The organism is Frankia sp. BMG5.60, assembly GCF_059428125.1.
Genome location: NZ_CM182091.1, coordinates 3,421,336 through 3,436,596, shown reverse-complemented (window position 1 = coordinate 3,436,596; position 15,261 = coordinate 3,421,336). Strand labels below are relative to the sequence as shown.

Annotated in this window: 11 protein-coding genes; 7 read left to right on the top strand and 4 right to left on the bottom strand. The window is 72.6% G+C overall.

Annotated features, from left to right (window positions below; translation table 11 throughout):
• Positions 1-42: 42 nt before the first annotated feature.
• Positions 43-1,641, bottom strand: a complete 1,599-nt coding sequence (locus AC5R91_RS13745) for a serine/threonine-protein kinase (protein ID WP_495397537.1) — start codon at positions 1,639-1,641, stop codon at positions 43-45.
• Between the two features lie 104 nt (positions 1,642-1,745).
• Here AC5R91_RS13745 and AC5R91_RS13740 point away from each other — a divergent pair, with 104 nt between their 5' ends.
• Positions 1,746-2,279 carry a pilus assembly protein TadG-related protein gene (locus tag AC5R91_RS13740; protein ID WP_495397536.1) on the top strand — a complete coding sequence of 178 codons (534 nt, stop codon included), beginning with the start codon at positions 1,746-1,748 and terminating at the stop codon, positions 2,277-2,279.
• Here AC5R91_RS13740 and AC5R91_RS13735 read toward each other — a convergent pair.
• Complete coding sequence (locus AC5R91_RS13735) at positions 2,221-3,339, bottom strand: hypothetical protein (RefSeq protein ID WP_495397535.1); 1,119 nt, start codon at positions 3,337-3,339, stop codon at positions 2,221-2,223. The two genes, AC5R91_RS13740 and AC5R91_RS13735, sit on opposite strands and share 59 nt — an antisense overlap.
• Positions 3,340-4,120: 781 nt before the next feature.
• Between AC5R91_RS13735 and prfB the strand changes: the two genes are divergently transcribed.
• Positions 4,121-5,221 carry a peptide chain release factor 2 gene (gene prfB, locus AC5R91_RS13730; protein WP_495397534.1) on the top strand — a complete coding sequence of 367 codons (1,101 nt, stop codon included), beginning with the start codon at positions 4,121-4,123 and terminating at the stop codon, positions 5,219-5,221.
• 567 nt (positions 5,222-5,788) lie between these two features.
• Positions 5,789-6,625 (top strand): polysaccharide deacetylase family protein, encoded by an 837-nt coding sequence (locus AC5R91_RS13725; RefSeq protein ID WP_495397533.1) that lies wholly within the window; start codon positions 5,789-5,791, stop codon positions 6,623-6,625.
• A 257-nt stretch (positions 6,626-6,882) separates the two neighbouring features.
• On the opposite strand, the gene AC5R91_RS13720 is transcribed toward AC5R91_RS13725, so the two are convergent.
• Positions 6,883-8,178, bottom strand: coding sequence for a uroporphyrinogen-III synthase (locus tag AC5R91_RS13720; RefSeq protein WP_495397532.1), 1,296 nt, complete (start codon positions 8,176-8,178; stop codon positions 6,883-6,885).
• A 312-nt stretch (positions 8,179-8,490) separates the two neighbouring features.
• On the opposite strand from AC5R91_RS13720, the gene nirB reads away from it, so the two are divergent.
• From nirB to AC5R91_RS13700, 4 genes are all read left to right on the top strand, one after another.
• The gene (gene nirB / locus AC5R91_RS13715) at positions 8,491-11,145 is read left to right on the top strand and encodes a nitrite reductase large subunit NirB (protein ID WP_495397531.1); all 2,655 of its coding nucleotides are present in this window, start codon (positions 8,491-8,493) and stop codon (positions 11,143-11,145) included.
• Positions 11,142-11,486, top strand: coding sequence for a nitrite reductase small subunit NirD (gene nirD, locus AC5R91_RS13710; protein WP_495397530.1), 345 nt, complete (start codon positions 11,142-11,144; stop codon positions 11,484-11,486). Before nirB ends, nirD begins: the two co-directional genes overlap by 4 nt.
• 156 nt (positions 11,487-11,642) lie before the next feature.
• Positions 11,643-12,476, top strand: a complete 834-nt coding sequence (gene cobA / locus AC5R91_RS13705) for a uroporphyrinogen-III C-methyltransferase (RefSeq protein WP_495397529.1) — start codon at positions 11,643-11,645, stop codon at positions 12,474-12,476.
• A gap of 358 nt (positions 12,477-12,834) precedes the next feature.
• Positions 12,835-13,788 (top strand): glycoside hydrolase family 26 protein, encoded by a 954-nt coding sequence (locus tag AC5R91_RS13700; protein ID WP_495397528.1) that lies wholly within the window; start codon positions 12,835-12,837, stop codon positions 13,786-13,788.
• Positions 13,789-13,837: 49 nt separating this feature from the next.
• Here AC5R91_RS13700 and AC5R91_RS13695 read toward each other — a convergent pair whose 3' ends face one another.
• A complete protein-coding gene (locus AC5R91_RS13695) occupies positions 13,838-15,094 on the bottom strand; it encodes a PQQ-dependent sugar dehydrogenase (protein WP_495397527.1) in 1,257 nt (418 codons plus the stop codon).
• Positions 15,095-15,261: the final 167 nt, after the last annotated feature.

Sequence of the window (15,261 nt, the reverse complement as noted above, 5' to 3'; positions counted from 1 at the left end):
ATTCGTCGCGATCAGGACGCGACCCGCGTCCTGGGCTGGTCGTCAGACGTGGGGCCAGGCGGTGGCGTCGAGGGCCGCGGCGACGGCCGTCGGGGTGGCGCCCCGGAAGCGGGAGAGCCGGCAGACGGTGAGCACGCCGGTGCGGGCGTTGTAGCGCGGCAACGGCCAGATTCGCCCGTACTGTGAAGACTGTAGTGGTATGTCCACTTCCATCAGGGTTACGGCGAGTTTTCCGGCTGCGACCCGAGCCGCGTCTATCCGGCTCCAGTGCATGGTGAAGTGGTACCACCCGCATTCCACCGAGATCCGATCCGCGTCGATCGCGAGATGTCCCGTGGGCTGCGCGGCTCGCCAGAACAACGCGAACGCGGCGACGACCGGCACGGCGACCGAGAGCAGATGCCAGGGATCCCAGAGGTTGAAATCACCCCCGAGACCGGCGGGCACGATTCCGGACGCGAACAGCAGGACCAGGCCCGTCGCGAGCAGCACGACCCGCGAGATCCGCCGCTCGGGAAAACTCGCCGCACCCTCGCCCAGCCCCTGCTCCGCCTGCCCTTCCGTGACCCCCCTCCCGTCGAGGTCGCCCGTCCCGCCCGGGTCTTCCGCCGGGCCGAGGTCCTCCGCGCCGGCGAGGTCCTTTGTGTCATCGAGGGCCTCTGTGTCATCGAGGGCCTCTGTGCCGTTGAGGGGCTCTGTGCCGTTGAGGGGTTCTGTGCCGGCGAGGTCCTCGGTGCTGTCGAAGGGTTCCGTGGCGTGCGGGTCTGCGGTCGCGTCACCGGCGGCGCCGTCGAGGAACTCCCAGATCGCGTCGAGCGCCTGGTCGGCGGTGGGCCGCGTGGCCGGGTCGGGGGCGAGCATCTGGTCGAACAGCGGGCCGAGTGGGCCGGACAGCCTGGTTGTCGTCGCCCGTCCGGACTGCGCCAGCGCGGGATCGGCCCAGGCCGCGGGATCGGCCGAGCTCGTGGAATCGGCCGAGCTCGTGGGATCGAAGGGCGGGTGGCCCTCGGCGGCGGTGAACATCGTGAACCCGAGCGCGAACACGTCGGTGCCGGGCTGCGGGGCGCGCCCGGTCCGCACCCCCGGCGCGACGCCGTCGGTCCCGCCGAGAGCACCGACGGTGACCCGCTGATCGGTCATGCGAAACGCCGCCCCGAAGTCGGTCAGCCGGGCCGAGCCGTCCGTGCCCAGCAGGATGTTCGCCGGGGTGACGTCGCGGTGTACGACCCCCGCCGCGTGCGCGGCCGCGAGGGCCGCCAGCACACACGTTCCGATCGCCGCGGTCTCGGCCAGGGTCAGCCGTCCCTCCCGGTCGAGCACCGCCCGCAACGACTGGGACGGGTAATAGTCCATGACAATCCACGGATCGTCATCCACATCCCGGACGACATCCAAGGTCGTGAGGACATGCGGGCATTTCCGCAGCGTGGCGGAGATCTGGCATTCCCGTTCCAGTCGGGTCTCGATCTCGTCCCGTTCGGCCTGGGACAGATCGGCCGGGCGCCGAATTCCCTTCAGGGCCACATCGGCCCGCAGCTTTTCGTCGAATGCCCGCCACACGGTCCCGAACCCGCCCCGGCCGAGCATCTCGACCAGCCGGAAACGCTCCGCGACGAGCATCCCCGGCGACCCTTCAGCCATGGTCCTTCGTCCCCCGGGGAGGTATGCGCGCCGCGTGATCCGTACGTGGCGCATTCTCCTATAATGCGGGGATGCCGGGCGGCGGATCGGCGAAGGACGCCGGTGTGGGGCGCCCGGCGATCCCGGACGGGGAGAAGCACATGCCTGGTGACCTGCGGCGGAACCCGGCGACCGGCGATGGGGCCGCGCCCGGCGATCAGGCCGCGACCGGCGGCGCCGATGGCGGGACGATCCTCATCCTCACGCTCGGCTACCTGATGGTCGCCGCGATGCTGGTCGTCGTCGTGACCGACGTGTCCGCCGTCTACCTGGCCCGCCGTTCGGTCGCCTCGGCCGCGGACGGCGCGGCGCTCGCGGCCGCGCAGCGCATCGACGAGAACGCGATCTACACGGCGACGGACGCCTTCCAGGAACTCCCGCTCGCGGACATCAACGCGACCGTGGAGCAGTACCAGCGGCAGTCCGACCCGAGCGGCCGCACGACCCTCACCTCCAGCCTCGTCGACGCGACGACGGTGGAGGTGGAGGGTTCGCGCGTGGTCGACCTGCCGGTCGTGGGCTATCTCGGGGTCGGGCCGGTCACGGTGCGGGCCGGGGCACAGGCACAGTCGGTGGTCCGCCAGCCCGCTGCACCATGACGCCGCTCGGGCCGGGGACGCCGAAGCGCGCCGCCGGCCGCTGCGGGCCTCGGTCGTCCTCCCAGCTCTCGCGCAGCCAGGGCGTGGTGGCGTCGACGAGATCGTCCAGGCCCTGCCCGGTGCGCAGGTCGGCCAGCTCGGAGACGTCGCGCACGAGCCGGGCCAGCCACTGCGCCGGCCGACCGGCGGACAGGGTCACCGCCTGGCCGGCGTAGGCGGCGGCCTCGTCCCGGTCGGGGATCTCCCGGGCGAGCGCGGCGCGGGCCTGCGCCATCCGCACCGAGACCACCATGCCGGTCTGGCCGGAGCCGGCGATGAGCGTCTCGGCCCGCTCCAGGTGCGGGGTGGCCTCGTCCGCGGCGCCCACGGTGGTCAGCGCCTCGGCGCAGGCCAGCGCGAGGTCCGCCGGAGAGTACGTCTCCAGGGCGAACCCGGGGGAGCCGAAGTCGTCGTCGCCGAGGCGTTCCATCGTCTGCCAGGCGCGGGCCACCGCGTCGCGCACCCCGGGGGTGTCGCCGGTGGCCGCGCACGCGCTCGTGACGACCTTGCCGGCGATGAGCGCGCGGGTGGGGCTGAACCCGGCTATCCGCGCGGCCACCCCGGCGATCTGCAGGGCGACCGCCGGGCTGTGCGGGCGAACCATCCGCGCGCGCAGGGCAAGCGCCCGCGCGGCGAGCGGCCCGTCGCCGGCGGCGCGGGCGAGGGCGGCGGCGCGGTCCGCCCGGGTGGCGGCGTCGGCGTGCTGGCCGCGGTCGTACGCCACAGCCGCCGCGGCGGTCGTCACGGCGGCGTGCAGGCGCATCCAGTCCAGGGCGGCCCGCCCACGCAGCCGGTGCTCGCGGGGCACCGCCCTGGTAGTGCGTTCGAGAGGGACGAGGGCCGCGGCCGTCGCGCTGAGATCGGTGGTCTCGTAGGCATCCACCGCGGCGTTCAGCGCGGCGGCGCAGGCGTCGTGCAACCCGGCGGCGTCCGGGGCGGCGTCGGCTCCCAGGCTCATGGAGCCCACCGCCGCGAGGCCGGTGGCGACCAGCACGGACCGCCGGTTCGAGACTTCGGACACGATGGCACCCTTCGTGCTCGGGTGGGGGTGATCGCGCCGCCGTCTGCCTGCCGGCGAAGCGCGACGGGACGGTGAACCGCCAGGTCTAACTGCGCGCCCCGGTCGGTCTGCTGACTGAGCTGGGTTCCCATGGCGGCCTCCCTCGCTTTCCCTGACAAGCGGCCCGGCACTGACTGTTCCGCCTCCGGGCGGCCCGCATTAACCATGTGTCCGTGTTCGTCGGACTCCTGACCATGACCTGGTGGCGGCCCGGTGGCCGGCGGGACCACGTTGCCCCGCGGAACCAGGTGCCCGGCGAATTCGTCTGCGAAGCGCCGCTGTCAAAGATATCGTTCGGGGACGACAAACGCGCGGGATCGTGTGCGCTCCGCGATGTGGGACAGGTCTCTCCGTGGGATTGGCGTCGACCTGCGTCCTGGCGGTGGCCCGCCGGGGTAGGTGGTGCGGTTACCGTCTGGATTGTCCGCGGTGCGGGTGTCGGTTGGCCGGATATTCACGAGTCCGCATCCCGTGTTTCGGGCTGATGTCGCCACGGCTTTGCATGTTTCATCGACGTGGCTTTTCACGACCCCCGCCCGGTGTCGGCGCGACGGCAGCGGGTGGCGTCGGCTGCGGCCGCCGGCCGTCTGTGGCGGTCGGTTGGTTCGTGGACGGACGATCTCCCGTCGCCCCGATCGGCCCCGCGCCGGGGGACGGCCGGCCCGGCCGCCGTGGTCCGCCGCGGTCGGGTCAAGATCAGTCCTGCCTGTGGTCGGCGGGAGCCGCCGGTAAGGTGAACAGCATGGCCGTCGACCTGTCCGAGGAGATCAAGCAGCTCGATGCCACGCTGAGCGGCATCGAGTCCGTTCTCGACGTGGAGGGGCTGCGCCGTCGCGCCGAGGAGCTGGAGCGGCAGGCCGCGGACCCCGACCTGTGGTCCGACCAGGACCGGGCGCAGGTCGTCACCCGGCGGCTGTCGTCGACCCGCGGGGACATCTCCCGCGTGGAGGGGCTGCGCCGCCGGCTCGACGACATCGCCGCCGCCGCGGATCTCGGCGACGACGACCTGCTCGCCGAGGCCGCGGCCGATCTGCCGGCGCTGAGCGGCGACATCTCCGCGTTGGAGGTGCGCACCCTGCTGTCCGGCGAGTTCGACGAGCGGGACGCGATCGTGCAGCTCTCCGCGGGTGCCGGCGGCGTCGACGCCGCCGACTGGACGGCGATGCTGCTGCGGATGTACCTGCGCTGGGCCGAGCGCCACGGTTACCCCACCGAGGTCTTCGATACCTCCGAGGCCGAGGAGGCGGGCCTGAAGTCCGCCACCTTCCAGGTCAAGGCCCCCTATGCCTACGGGACGCTGCGCAGCGAGCACGGGGTGCACCGGCTCGTGCGCATCTCGCCGTTCGACAACCAGAACCGGCGGCAGACCTCCTTCGCCGGCGTCGAGGTGACCCCGGTCGTCGAGCTGTCCGACCACGTCGACATCGACGACAAGGACCTGCGGATCGACATCTTCCGGTCCTCCGGCCCGGGCGGCCAGGGGGTCAACACGACCGACTCGGCGGTCCGTATCACCCACCTGCCCACCAACATCGTGGTCACCTGCCAGAACGAGCGCAGCCAGCTTCAGAACAAGGCCGCCGCGATGATCGTGCTGCAGGCGAAGCTCCTGGAGCGCCGCCGCGCCGAGGAGGCCGCGGCGAAGCAGCGCATCACCGGCGGCCCCCAGGACGTCTCCTTCGGATCGCAGATCCGCAACTACGTCCTGCATCCCTACCAGCTTGTGAAGGACCTGCGCACCGACACCGAGACCTCGAACACCGGCGGTGTACTCGACGGTGAGCTCGACGATTTCATCGATGCCGAGATCCGGTGGCGGCGGGCCGTCGAGAACCAGGCGTGAGAATATCCGCCCCAACGGCCGATGCTGTTCCCGCCTGACCCCTAGGCCCGCGCGGGTCGGTCGATCGAAAGGATTCCGTCCGCCCCGGCCGGCGCCTTTCGTGCTCGTCGGTCATGCCTTCCGGGGGATCACCCATCCGTGTTCCCCCGATTTACCGGGCGGCTTTGAATTCGGCCGTATCCGCGATGAACACCCGGTGAAATGGCAGTGATCCGACCGGCGGCCTGATCCGGGCCGTGCGGCGAGTGGGTCGGGACCGTGCAGACCACCCTCGGGTGACGTCTCCGGCGGATCTCCCGATGCCATTGGCACGCCCGGTATGCGCGTGTAGAGTCCCGGGTAGTTCGCGGACCGTTCGATGTTTTAGTTTCGGCCTCCTGAGCTGGTTCGCGCACTACTTCACTCGATGGGATGTTCGCCCGTGTCACCTGTTCGTCCACGATTGCGCACCGTCGTCGCGGAGGGAGTACGGCCTGTGTCCCTGCAGATGAATGCACACAGGTATATGCACGGAAATGTCCGGCTGGATCCGGGCATGGCGGCGATCGTCGCGGGTACGGGAACGAGGTGACCACCCTGGCGACCGCGCTGCCCGGTGCCGCCTCCGGCGTGCTGGACGAGGCGCCCCCGATGCCCCTGCCCGTCCTGATGTACCACAGCGTGGGTGACTCCGTGAGTGCCGACTTCCGGCGCTGGGAGGTCCCGCCGGGCCTGTTCGCCGAGCAGCTCGGCGCGCTCGCGGCCGGCGGCTACCACCTCACCGGGCTCACCGACGCCCTCGCGCACCCGCACCGCCGGCAGGTGGCCATCACCTTCGACGACGGCTTCGAGGATTTCGTGACGACGGCCCTGCCGGCCTTGCAGACGGCCGACGCCGGCGCCACCGTCTACATCCCGACCGCCTACGCCGGCCGGCGCGCCACCTGGCTGGACGGCTACAGCGAGCGCAATCTCCCGTTGCTGGGCTGGTCCGACCTGGCCGACCTCGCGGGGGAGGGCATCGAACTGGGCTCGCACGGTCATCGCCATCTCGAACTGGACGTGGTGCCCACGGCCCTCGCCCGATATGACGTGACCGCCAGCCGGCGCATGATCGAGGAGAAGACCGGGCGCAGCCCGGACAGTTTCTCCTATCCATTCGGATACCACTGCGCGTCGGTTCGGCACGTGGTCGCGGCGGCCGGATTCGATTCGGCCTGCGAGGTCGGTTACCGACTGCATCAGCCGACCCAGTCCCGTTTCGGCATCAGCCGGCTGGTGGTGGACCGGGCGGCCGGGGCGGCCGACATCCTGCGGCTGGTTTCCCTCGGGCACCGCGATGCGCTCACAAGTGCCCGGCGCGGGTTGCGGTCCGGCTGGCGGGCATATCGCGCGGCGCGCTGGCGGCTCGGTCGGGGCGGCTGACCGCCGATCCGGCAGCGGAGTGGCGAAACGTGCCCATGCGGATGCGCACGCCGTTTTCCGATGACGTCGTCCGACGGCAGCTGGTGAACGGCGAAAAGCCCGCTCGCCTACGGCCGGAACACGCCGCTGTTGCCGCCCGAGGGCTTTCGGTCCGGCCCTCGGCTCTCGGGACCCAGGCTCTCGGGACCCAGGCTCTCGGGACTCCGTCCCTCCGGACCCAGTCCCAGTCCAGCCCCGGTCCCGGCCGCGCCCCGGCCTCAGGCGATCGCTAGCCGGTAGCCCCGCTTGATGACGGTCTCCACCGCGCGGCCGGCCGGGCCGAGCGCCGTGCGCAGGCGGGCGACGGTCATCTCCACCGCGTGTTCGTCCGTCAGCCCCGCGGTGCCCGTGCGGCGGAGCAGCTCCGCGCGGGAGAGCACCCGACCGGGACGCTCGGTGAGGGCGTCGAGCACCGCCGCCGTCTTCGGCGCCAGCATCACCGGCTCCCCGTTGACGATCACCGCCGTGCCCTGCACCCGCAGCACGTGCCCGGCGGCCTCGACGGTGCGCACCCGTCGGCGCGGCAGCTCGTCGGACAGCGTGCGCACGAGTGCTCCCAGGCGGTAACGCTCCGGCGTCACGACGGGGATCCCCACCCGGACGAGCGGCGCGGCGCACACCGGTCCCACGCAGGCGGCCAGCACGTCGGCGCGCAGCGCGGCCAGTGTCTCGTCGAGGCGGTCGGCCTCCCGCGCGGTCCCCAGCAGGCTCAGCACGGCCGGCGCGCTGGTGAAGGTCACCGCGGACACGCCGCCGGTGACGATCAGCTCCACCATCCGCCGGACCGGGCGCAGGTCCTCGGGCGGCTCCCACCGGTACACCGGGATCTCGACCACCTCCGCTCCGGCGGCGCGCAGCCCCTCGATCATGTCCGGCAGCGGCTCGCCGTGTAGCTGCACGGCGATGCGCAGGCCGGCGAGGTCGGTGTCGAGGAGATGGGCCATCAGCTCCGCGCCCGACTCCGACCGGGGCGACCAGCACTCGGTCAGCCCCGCCGCCCGGACCGCACCGGTCACCTTGGGCCCGCGGGTGAACAGCCGGGCCTGCGCCAGCCGGTCGCGCAGACCGTCGCCGAGGCCCCAGCCCTCGGCGGCCTCCAGCCAGCCGCGAAAGCCGATCGCCGTCGTGGCGATCACCACGTCGAGGCGCCCGGCGAGGCAGGCCCGGGTGGCAGCGAGCAGCTTTCCGTCGTCCGCAAGCGGGACGATGCGCAGAGCCGGCGCCTGCACCACCCGGGCGCCGCGCCGTTCGAGCAGGCTGGCGAGCTCGTCGCGGCGCCGGGCGGCGGTGATCCCGACGGTGAACCCGAGCAGCGGAGGCAGCTCCGTCACCCGCGTCGGCTGCGCCACCGCCGAATCCTCGGCAGCCCCGCCGGCCTTGGCAGCCCCGCCGGCCTCGATATCCCCGCCGGCCTCGGTGACTTCGGCGGCCTCGGCGCCGGGGGAGGGGCCGGAGCAGCCCTCCGCGCCGGACGCATCGCCGGGTTCGGGCCGTCCGGAACTGAGAGTTGGCAAGACAACGACCTCCTGGCCCGTGGACCCACGCCGATCTCAGGTCCCTGGAAGAATCAGGCACCCCGATGTCCGGACGCTTACCCGCATGCAACGGCGCGGTTAATCGACGTCGTTCCGGCCCCGTGACGCCCACCCCGGCCGGGCCGCGGGCGTCTCACATCCGGCCGCGGCCGGGGGTGCGTGCCTTGTTTCCGCGCCGACGTTGACCTGAGTCGGCAACGACATCCGCCGCTCGTACGGTCAGCGACCGTAGCGGGTCCCGCCGAGGGCGGCGGGTCCCTGGATCGGACATGGGACATGGGTGGTGCGCGGATGTCTGCTCGGTCGCTGGTGGTCGTCGGTCACGGAATGGTCGGCCATCGGCTGTGCGAGGCGCTGCGGGAACGGGACGCCGGGCAGGTCTGGGACGTCACCGTCCTGGCCGAGGAGCCACGGCCGGCCTACGACCGGGTCGGCCTGTCGGCCTACTTCACCGGGTCGACGGCGGACGACCTGAGCCTGGTCGAGGCCGGCTTCCTCGATCATCCCCGGCTGCGGGTGCGCCTCGGTGAACCCGTCGTCGCCGTCGACCGGGCCGCCCGCACGGTGCGCACCGCCCCCGGGCACACCTACCGTTACGACGCCCTGGTGCTCGCCACCGGGTCCTCCCCGTTCGTCCCGCCGGTTCCCGGGCGCGAGGCCGCCGGCTGCCACGTGTACCGCACCATCGAGGACCTGGACGCGATCAGCGCGTCGGCGCGGTCGAGCCGTACCGGCACCGGCGTGGTCATCGGTGGCGGCCTGCTCGGCCTGGAGGCGGCGAACGCCCTGCGCAGCCTGGGCCTGACCACCCACGTCGTCGAGTTCGCCCCCCGGCTGATGCCCGCGCAGGTCGACGACGCCGGCGGGCAGACGCTGCGCGCCCACATCACCGGCCTCGGGATCGGCGTGCACACCGACACCGCCACGGAGCGGATCGAGGCCGACGCCGCCGGCCGGGTCGCCCGGCTCGTCTTCGGCCGTCACCCCGAGGGCCTGGCCGGCCTCGACGCCGACGTCGTCGTGTTCTCCGCGGGCATCCGCCCCCGCGACGAGCTGGCCCGCGGGTGCGGCCTGGCCGTCGGCGAGCGGGGCGGCGTCGTCGTCGACGAGGGTTGCCGCACCGGCGACGAGCACATCTACGCGATCGGCGAGTGCGCGGCGGCGGCCGGGCGGGTCTACGGGCTGGTCGCCCCCGGCTACGCGATGGCCGAGGTCGTCGCCGACCGGCTGCTCGGCGGCGCGGCGACCTTCGCCGGCGCGGATCTGTCCACCAAGCTCAAGCTGCTCGGCGTGGACGTGGCGAGCTTCGGCGACGCCTTCGGCACGACGCCCGGCGCGCTGCCGATCACGTTCGCGGACCCGGTCACCGGGGTCTACAAGAAGCTGGTGCTCTCCGACGACGCGGCCAGCGTGCTCGGCGGCATCCTCGTCGGCGACGCCGGCGAGTACGGCACCCTGCGGGCGCTCGTCGGCGCTGCCGGCGCGGTCCCGGACGACCCGGCGCGGCTGATCCTGCCGGCCGGCGACGGTGCCGGCGCCGGCGTGGCGCTGCCGGCCGAGGCACAGATCTGCTCGTGCAACAACGTCACCCACGGCCAGATCTGCACGGCGATCAGCGACCACGGGCTGACCGACGTCGCCGGGATCAAGGGCTGCACGAACGCGGGCACGAGCTGCGGAAGCTGCGTGCCGATGCTGAAGACGATCCTCGGCCAGCAGCTCGCCGCCGCCGGCATCGAGGTCTCCACGGCCCTGTGCGAGCACTTCGACCACAGCCGAGCCGAGCTGTTCGAGCTCGTCCGCGTCCGTGGGATCACGACGTTCTCCCAGCTCATCGCCGAGCACGGGCGGGGCCGGGGCTGCGAGGTCTGCCGGCCGGTGGTCGCGTCGATCCTCGCCTCGATCCACAACGGCTACATCCTCGACGGCGAGCGGGCCGCGCTGCAGGACACCAACGACCACATGCTGGCGAACATGCAGAAGGACGGGACGTACTCGGTCATCCCCCGGCTGCCCGGCGGCGAGGTCACCCCGGAGGCGCTCATCCTCATCGGCGAGGTGGCCCGCGACTTCCGCCTCTACACCAAGATCACCGGTGGTCAGCGCATCGACCTGCTCGGCGCCCGCGCCGAGGACCTGCCGAAGATCTGGAAGCGGCTCACCGACGCCGGGCTGGAGTCCGGGCACGCCTACGGCAAGTCGCTGCGCACGGTGAAGTCCTGCGTGGGGGAGACCTGGTGTCGCTACGGCGTGCAGGACTCCACCACCCTCGCCATCGACCTCGAACTGCGCTACCGCGGGCTGCGCTCACCCCACAAGATCAAGATGGCGGTCTCCGGCTGTGCCCGGGAATGCGCCGAGGCTCGCTCCAAGGACGTCGGCGTGATCGCCACGGACCTCGGCTGGAACCTCTATCTGGGCGGCAACGGCGGTTTCCGGCCGCGGCACGCGGAGCTGTTCGCCGCCGACCTCGACACCGAGACCCTCGTCCGCTACATCGACCGGTTCCTCATGTTCTACGTGCGTACCGCCGACCGCCTGCAGCGCACCGCGCCGTGGGTGGAGGGCCTCGACGGCGGCCTGGCGCACGTCCGTGAGGTGATCGTCGAGGACTCGCTGGGCATCTGCGCCGAGCTGGACGCGGCCATGGCCCACCACGTCCACACCTACCAGGACGAATGGAAGGCGACGCTGGCCGACCCGGTGGCGCTGCGCCGGTTCACCTCGTTCGTCAACGCTCCCGACACGTCCGACCCGGACATCCTCCACGTGCTCGACCGCGGCCAGCCCCGGCCGGCCCGCGACGGCGAGCGGGCGGCGCTGATCGCCGGGACGACCCTGCCGGTCGTGCGCCAGCCCGGCCCGCACGAGTCCGCCGCCGCCCCCGCCACGACGCCGGCACGCGCCCTGCCGGACCCCGCCGAGATCACCTGGAGGTCAGCGTGAACTGGACCGATGTCTGTGCCCTGGAGGATCTCACCCCGGACCGGGGGGCCGGCGCGCTCATCGACGGCGCGCAGGTCGCCGTGTTCCGGCTCAGCGACGGGCCGGTCGTCGCGGTCGGCAACACCGACCCGATCTCCCGGGCCAACGTGCTCTGCCGGGGTCTCGTCGGCTCCCGCGGTGACCGCGCGGTCGTCTTCTCTCCGTTGCACAAGCAGGCGTTCGACCTGGTCACGGGCGAATGCTTGGACGCCGATGGAGTGCGCATCCCGGTCCATCCGGTCGAGGTGCGGGCCGGCCGCGTCCTCGTCGGCCCGGCGGGCGCGGCCCGGCACATCGCCTGAGCACGTCCGGCCTGAGCACGTCCGGCCTGAGCAGGTCCGACTTGAGCACGTCCGGCCTGAGCGCGTTCGCACGGAAGGCGCGATCCGCCCCGAACGGGCTGGTCAGGCCGCACACTGGAAGAGCCGTCGCGCCGGGACCCGCGCGCCGACAGTGGCATGGACGGCAGGGCAACAACGACGGAGGTGACCGGCGTGGACAGACCCTCCGGGGGTTGGGTGGCGCTCGTCGGCGGAGGGCCCGGCCGGGCGGATCTCATCACCGTGCGCGGCCTGCGCCTGCTGCGGATCGCGGACGTCGTGGTGGTCGACCGCCTCGCTCCCCGCGAGCTGCTGGCCGAGACCCGCCCCGGCGCCGAGATCATCGACGCCGGCAAGGCGCCGCACGGCCACAACCTGACCCAGGACGAGATCAACGCGGTGATCGTCGACCGTGGCCGGCGCGGGTTCGGTGTCGTGCGGCTCAAGGGCGGCGACCCGTTCGTCTTCGGCCGCGGCGGCGAGGAGGCCCTGGCCTGCGCCGAGGTCGGGCTGCCGTGCGAGATCGTCCCCGGGGTGACGAGCGCGGTCGCCGTCCCGGCGCTAGCCGGCATCCCGGTCACCCACCGTGGCATCACGCAGGACGTGGCCATCGTCAGCGGGCACGTCGACCCCTCGCATCCCGGCTCCACCGTCGACTGGGGCGCGCTGGCCACGGGGCCGGGGACGGTCATCGTGCTGATGGGTGTGGCGGCGCTGGCGGGGATCAGCCGGGAGCTGGTCAAGCGCGGCCGGCGTCCGGACACGCCGACCGCGGTCATCCACGCCGGGGGGACCGCCGACGAGGTCGTCCTCACCGGCGCGCTGTCGGACATCGCCGAGCTGGCCGCCGAGGCCGGCATCGGCTCGCCCGCCGTCATCGTCATCGGGGACGTGGTAGGCCTGCGCGACCAGATCGTCGGCGCCAGGTCTGCCCGGTGCGCCCCGGACCACCCGGCTGGCGAGCGGAGCTGACGCCTCCTCGGCCGGCGCGCCGGTCGACATCGCGACGGGAGCAGTGCATGTCCGAGCTCGGCCTACCGCCGTGCAAGGGCGAGCAGCAAGGACCCGGAAAGACCAAAAATCCACCCTTACGTTAGGGTCGACCTTTCGATGGCGGATCGCCGAGGCACGGTCGGGAGGACGTAGGCCGCTGCCGATCGAGGGGGTGTTCGGTCTTGGGGACCTCGCGGGAGGCTGTGGCATGATCATCCGTGTGATGACTGCCTGTCTGGTGGGAGGTCCCTGCTCCCGGATCCTCCGTGCGCAGAGGCCGGCAGCGTCGGCGGGCCGGCATCTCCGGGGGTGCCGCCGGCGCCTCCGCTCGCCGCTCATGCCGCTGTCACTGCTGCTGATCATCGGGCTGCTGGCCGCGGGGCTCGGGGCCTGTTCCAGCTCGCCGGAGCCGGAGCCGGCGGGAGTGCACTGGGTATCCGGCACCAACGGCAACTACCCGGCCGACGTGAACGCCTGGGGTACGTTCACCGGCCGCGAGATCGGGGTTGCGGTCGTCTTCACCAGCCGTAAGGACTGGTACAACCTCGTCTCGGCGGACTGGCCGACGGCGGCCTTCACCGGGGACAAGTTCCCCGGCGAACTGTCGATCGCGCAACCGCCGTTCCCCGAGGACGGTGACGAGGCCACCTGTGCCAGCGGCGCCTACGACGACTACTGGCGCACCTTCGGCACCACGCTGACGAAATTCGGCCGGGCCGGCGCCTACGTCCGCCTCGGCTGGGAGTTCAACGGCGCCTTCAACTACTGGCACGTGCGCAGTGCCGAGACCTGGAAGACGTGCTTCCGTCGAACGGTGACCGCGATCCGGTCGACCGCACCGAAGGTCAAGATCGACTGGAACATGAATGCCCACTCCGACAAGCTGCCCGCCAGCGGGCAGGACGTGTGGGATGCCTACCCCGGCGACCAGTACGTCGACGTCGTCAGCATCGACTCCTACGATTTCTATCCCCCGTCGGTCGACGAGGAGAGCTGGGACCGGCAGTGCCACCAGCGGTCCGGACTGTGCACGGTGATCCAGTTCGCCCGTGCTCACGGCAAGAAGTTCGCCGTCCCGGAGTGGGGGGTGGCCTGGTCGAACGGTGGCGGGAAGGACAACCCCTTCTACATCAGCAAGATGCACGAGACGTTCGTGGCGAACGCGGCGAACCTGGCCTACGAGGCCTACTTCAACACCTCCGAGCCGGCGAACGTCCTGTCATCGCTGTACAAGCCGGACCTGAACCCAAAATCCTCGAAGCGCTACATGGATCTGTTCGGCGCCCGCTGACCCGTGGCCCCACGTGCCGGGGCCGCCCGCCCGGCGATGCCGCGGGCGGCTAGCGCAGGGCGACGATGCGGTCGTCGCCCGGCTTCGGGGTGCCACGGCCGTCGGTGTTGTTGGTGAGCAGCCACACCGAGCCGTCCGGGGCGGCCACCGCGGCGCGCAGCCGGCCCAGCTCGCCGGTGAACAAGGCCCGCGGCCGGCCCCGCAGGGCCGCCCCGGCCAGGTCGAGTTCCCACAGCCGCTGCCCGCGCAACGCGGCCACGTAGAGGGTGTCGCCGCGGATCGCGATCCCACTCGGGGACGCCTCCGCGGTGGTCCAGGTGGCCAGCGGGTTGCGCAACCGGCCGCCGTCGGTGTCGCCGGTGCCCTCGACGCCGGGCCAGCCGTAGTTCCCGCCCGGGACGATCAGGTTGATCTCGTCGAGCCTGTCCTGGCCGAACTCGGACGCCCACAGCCGGCCGTCGGAGTCCCAGGCCAGGCCCTGGACGTTGCGGTGACCGAGGCTGTAGACGAGGGAGCCGGGGAACGGGTTGCCCGGCGGGACGCCGCCGTCGGGGCGCATCCGCAGGATCTTGCCGTTGAGGCTCGACCGGTCCTGCGCGCGCGTGCGCACCGTGGCGTCCCCGACGCTGGCGTAGAGCAGGCCGTCGGGTCCGAACCGGATCCGGCCGCCGTTGTGGAACACGGCGTCGGCGAGCCCGGTGAGGATCGGGACGGGCGCCTCGGCGCGGTCGCCGGACAGCCGGAAGCGCACGATCCGGTTGTCGGTGGCCGAGGTGTAGTAGGCGTACACGAACCGGTCGGTCGCGAAGGTCGGGGAGACCGCCAGCCCCAGCAGCCCCGACTCGCCGCGGTGGACCACGCCGGGCAGCCTCGCCACCTCGGTCGCCCGTCCGCCGCCCGCCGGCAGCCGAAGAATCCGCCCGCTGTCGCGTTCGCTGATCAGAGCCTCGCCGGAGGGCAGGAAGGCGACGTCCCACGGCGCGGCGAGCCCCGTGACCACGGTGCGCAGCCCCGCTGCGGCCGTCCCTGTCCCGGCCGCCCCGGCTTTCGGCGCGCCCGGCCGGGTCGCCCCCGAACGCGGGCTCGCCGCCTCCCCGGTCGCCGAACTCGCCGTCGCCGAACTCGCCGTCGCCGGGGCGGAGGCGGCCGCACCCGCGGCGGTGGGTTCGGACCCACCGCCGCACGCGACCACCCCGACCCCGGCCACGAGTGCCGTGGTGAGCAGGATCAGCCGGCGGACCCGTTCCCGGCCGCCGCGGCGCGGTCCGGGCCGCCCAGGGCGCCGAACGAGCACAGGTGGGGACATCGACGCTCCAGGACCGGCAGGAACAGGCATCGGCGGATATCACGCCCGGACTTTCCTGAGTGCCAACGATCGTCGGGGTGTGCGAGTGCCCAGCCCATGCGCGCCCGGGCGATGACGCGCGATGGCTGAAGCGCGATGGCCGGAAGGTGGGCGTCGTGTCCCGCGGG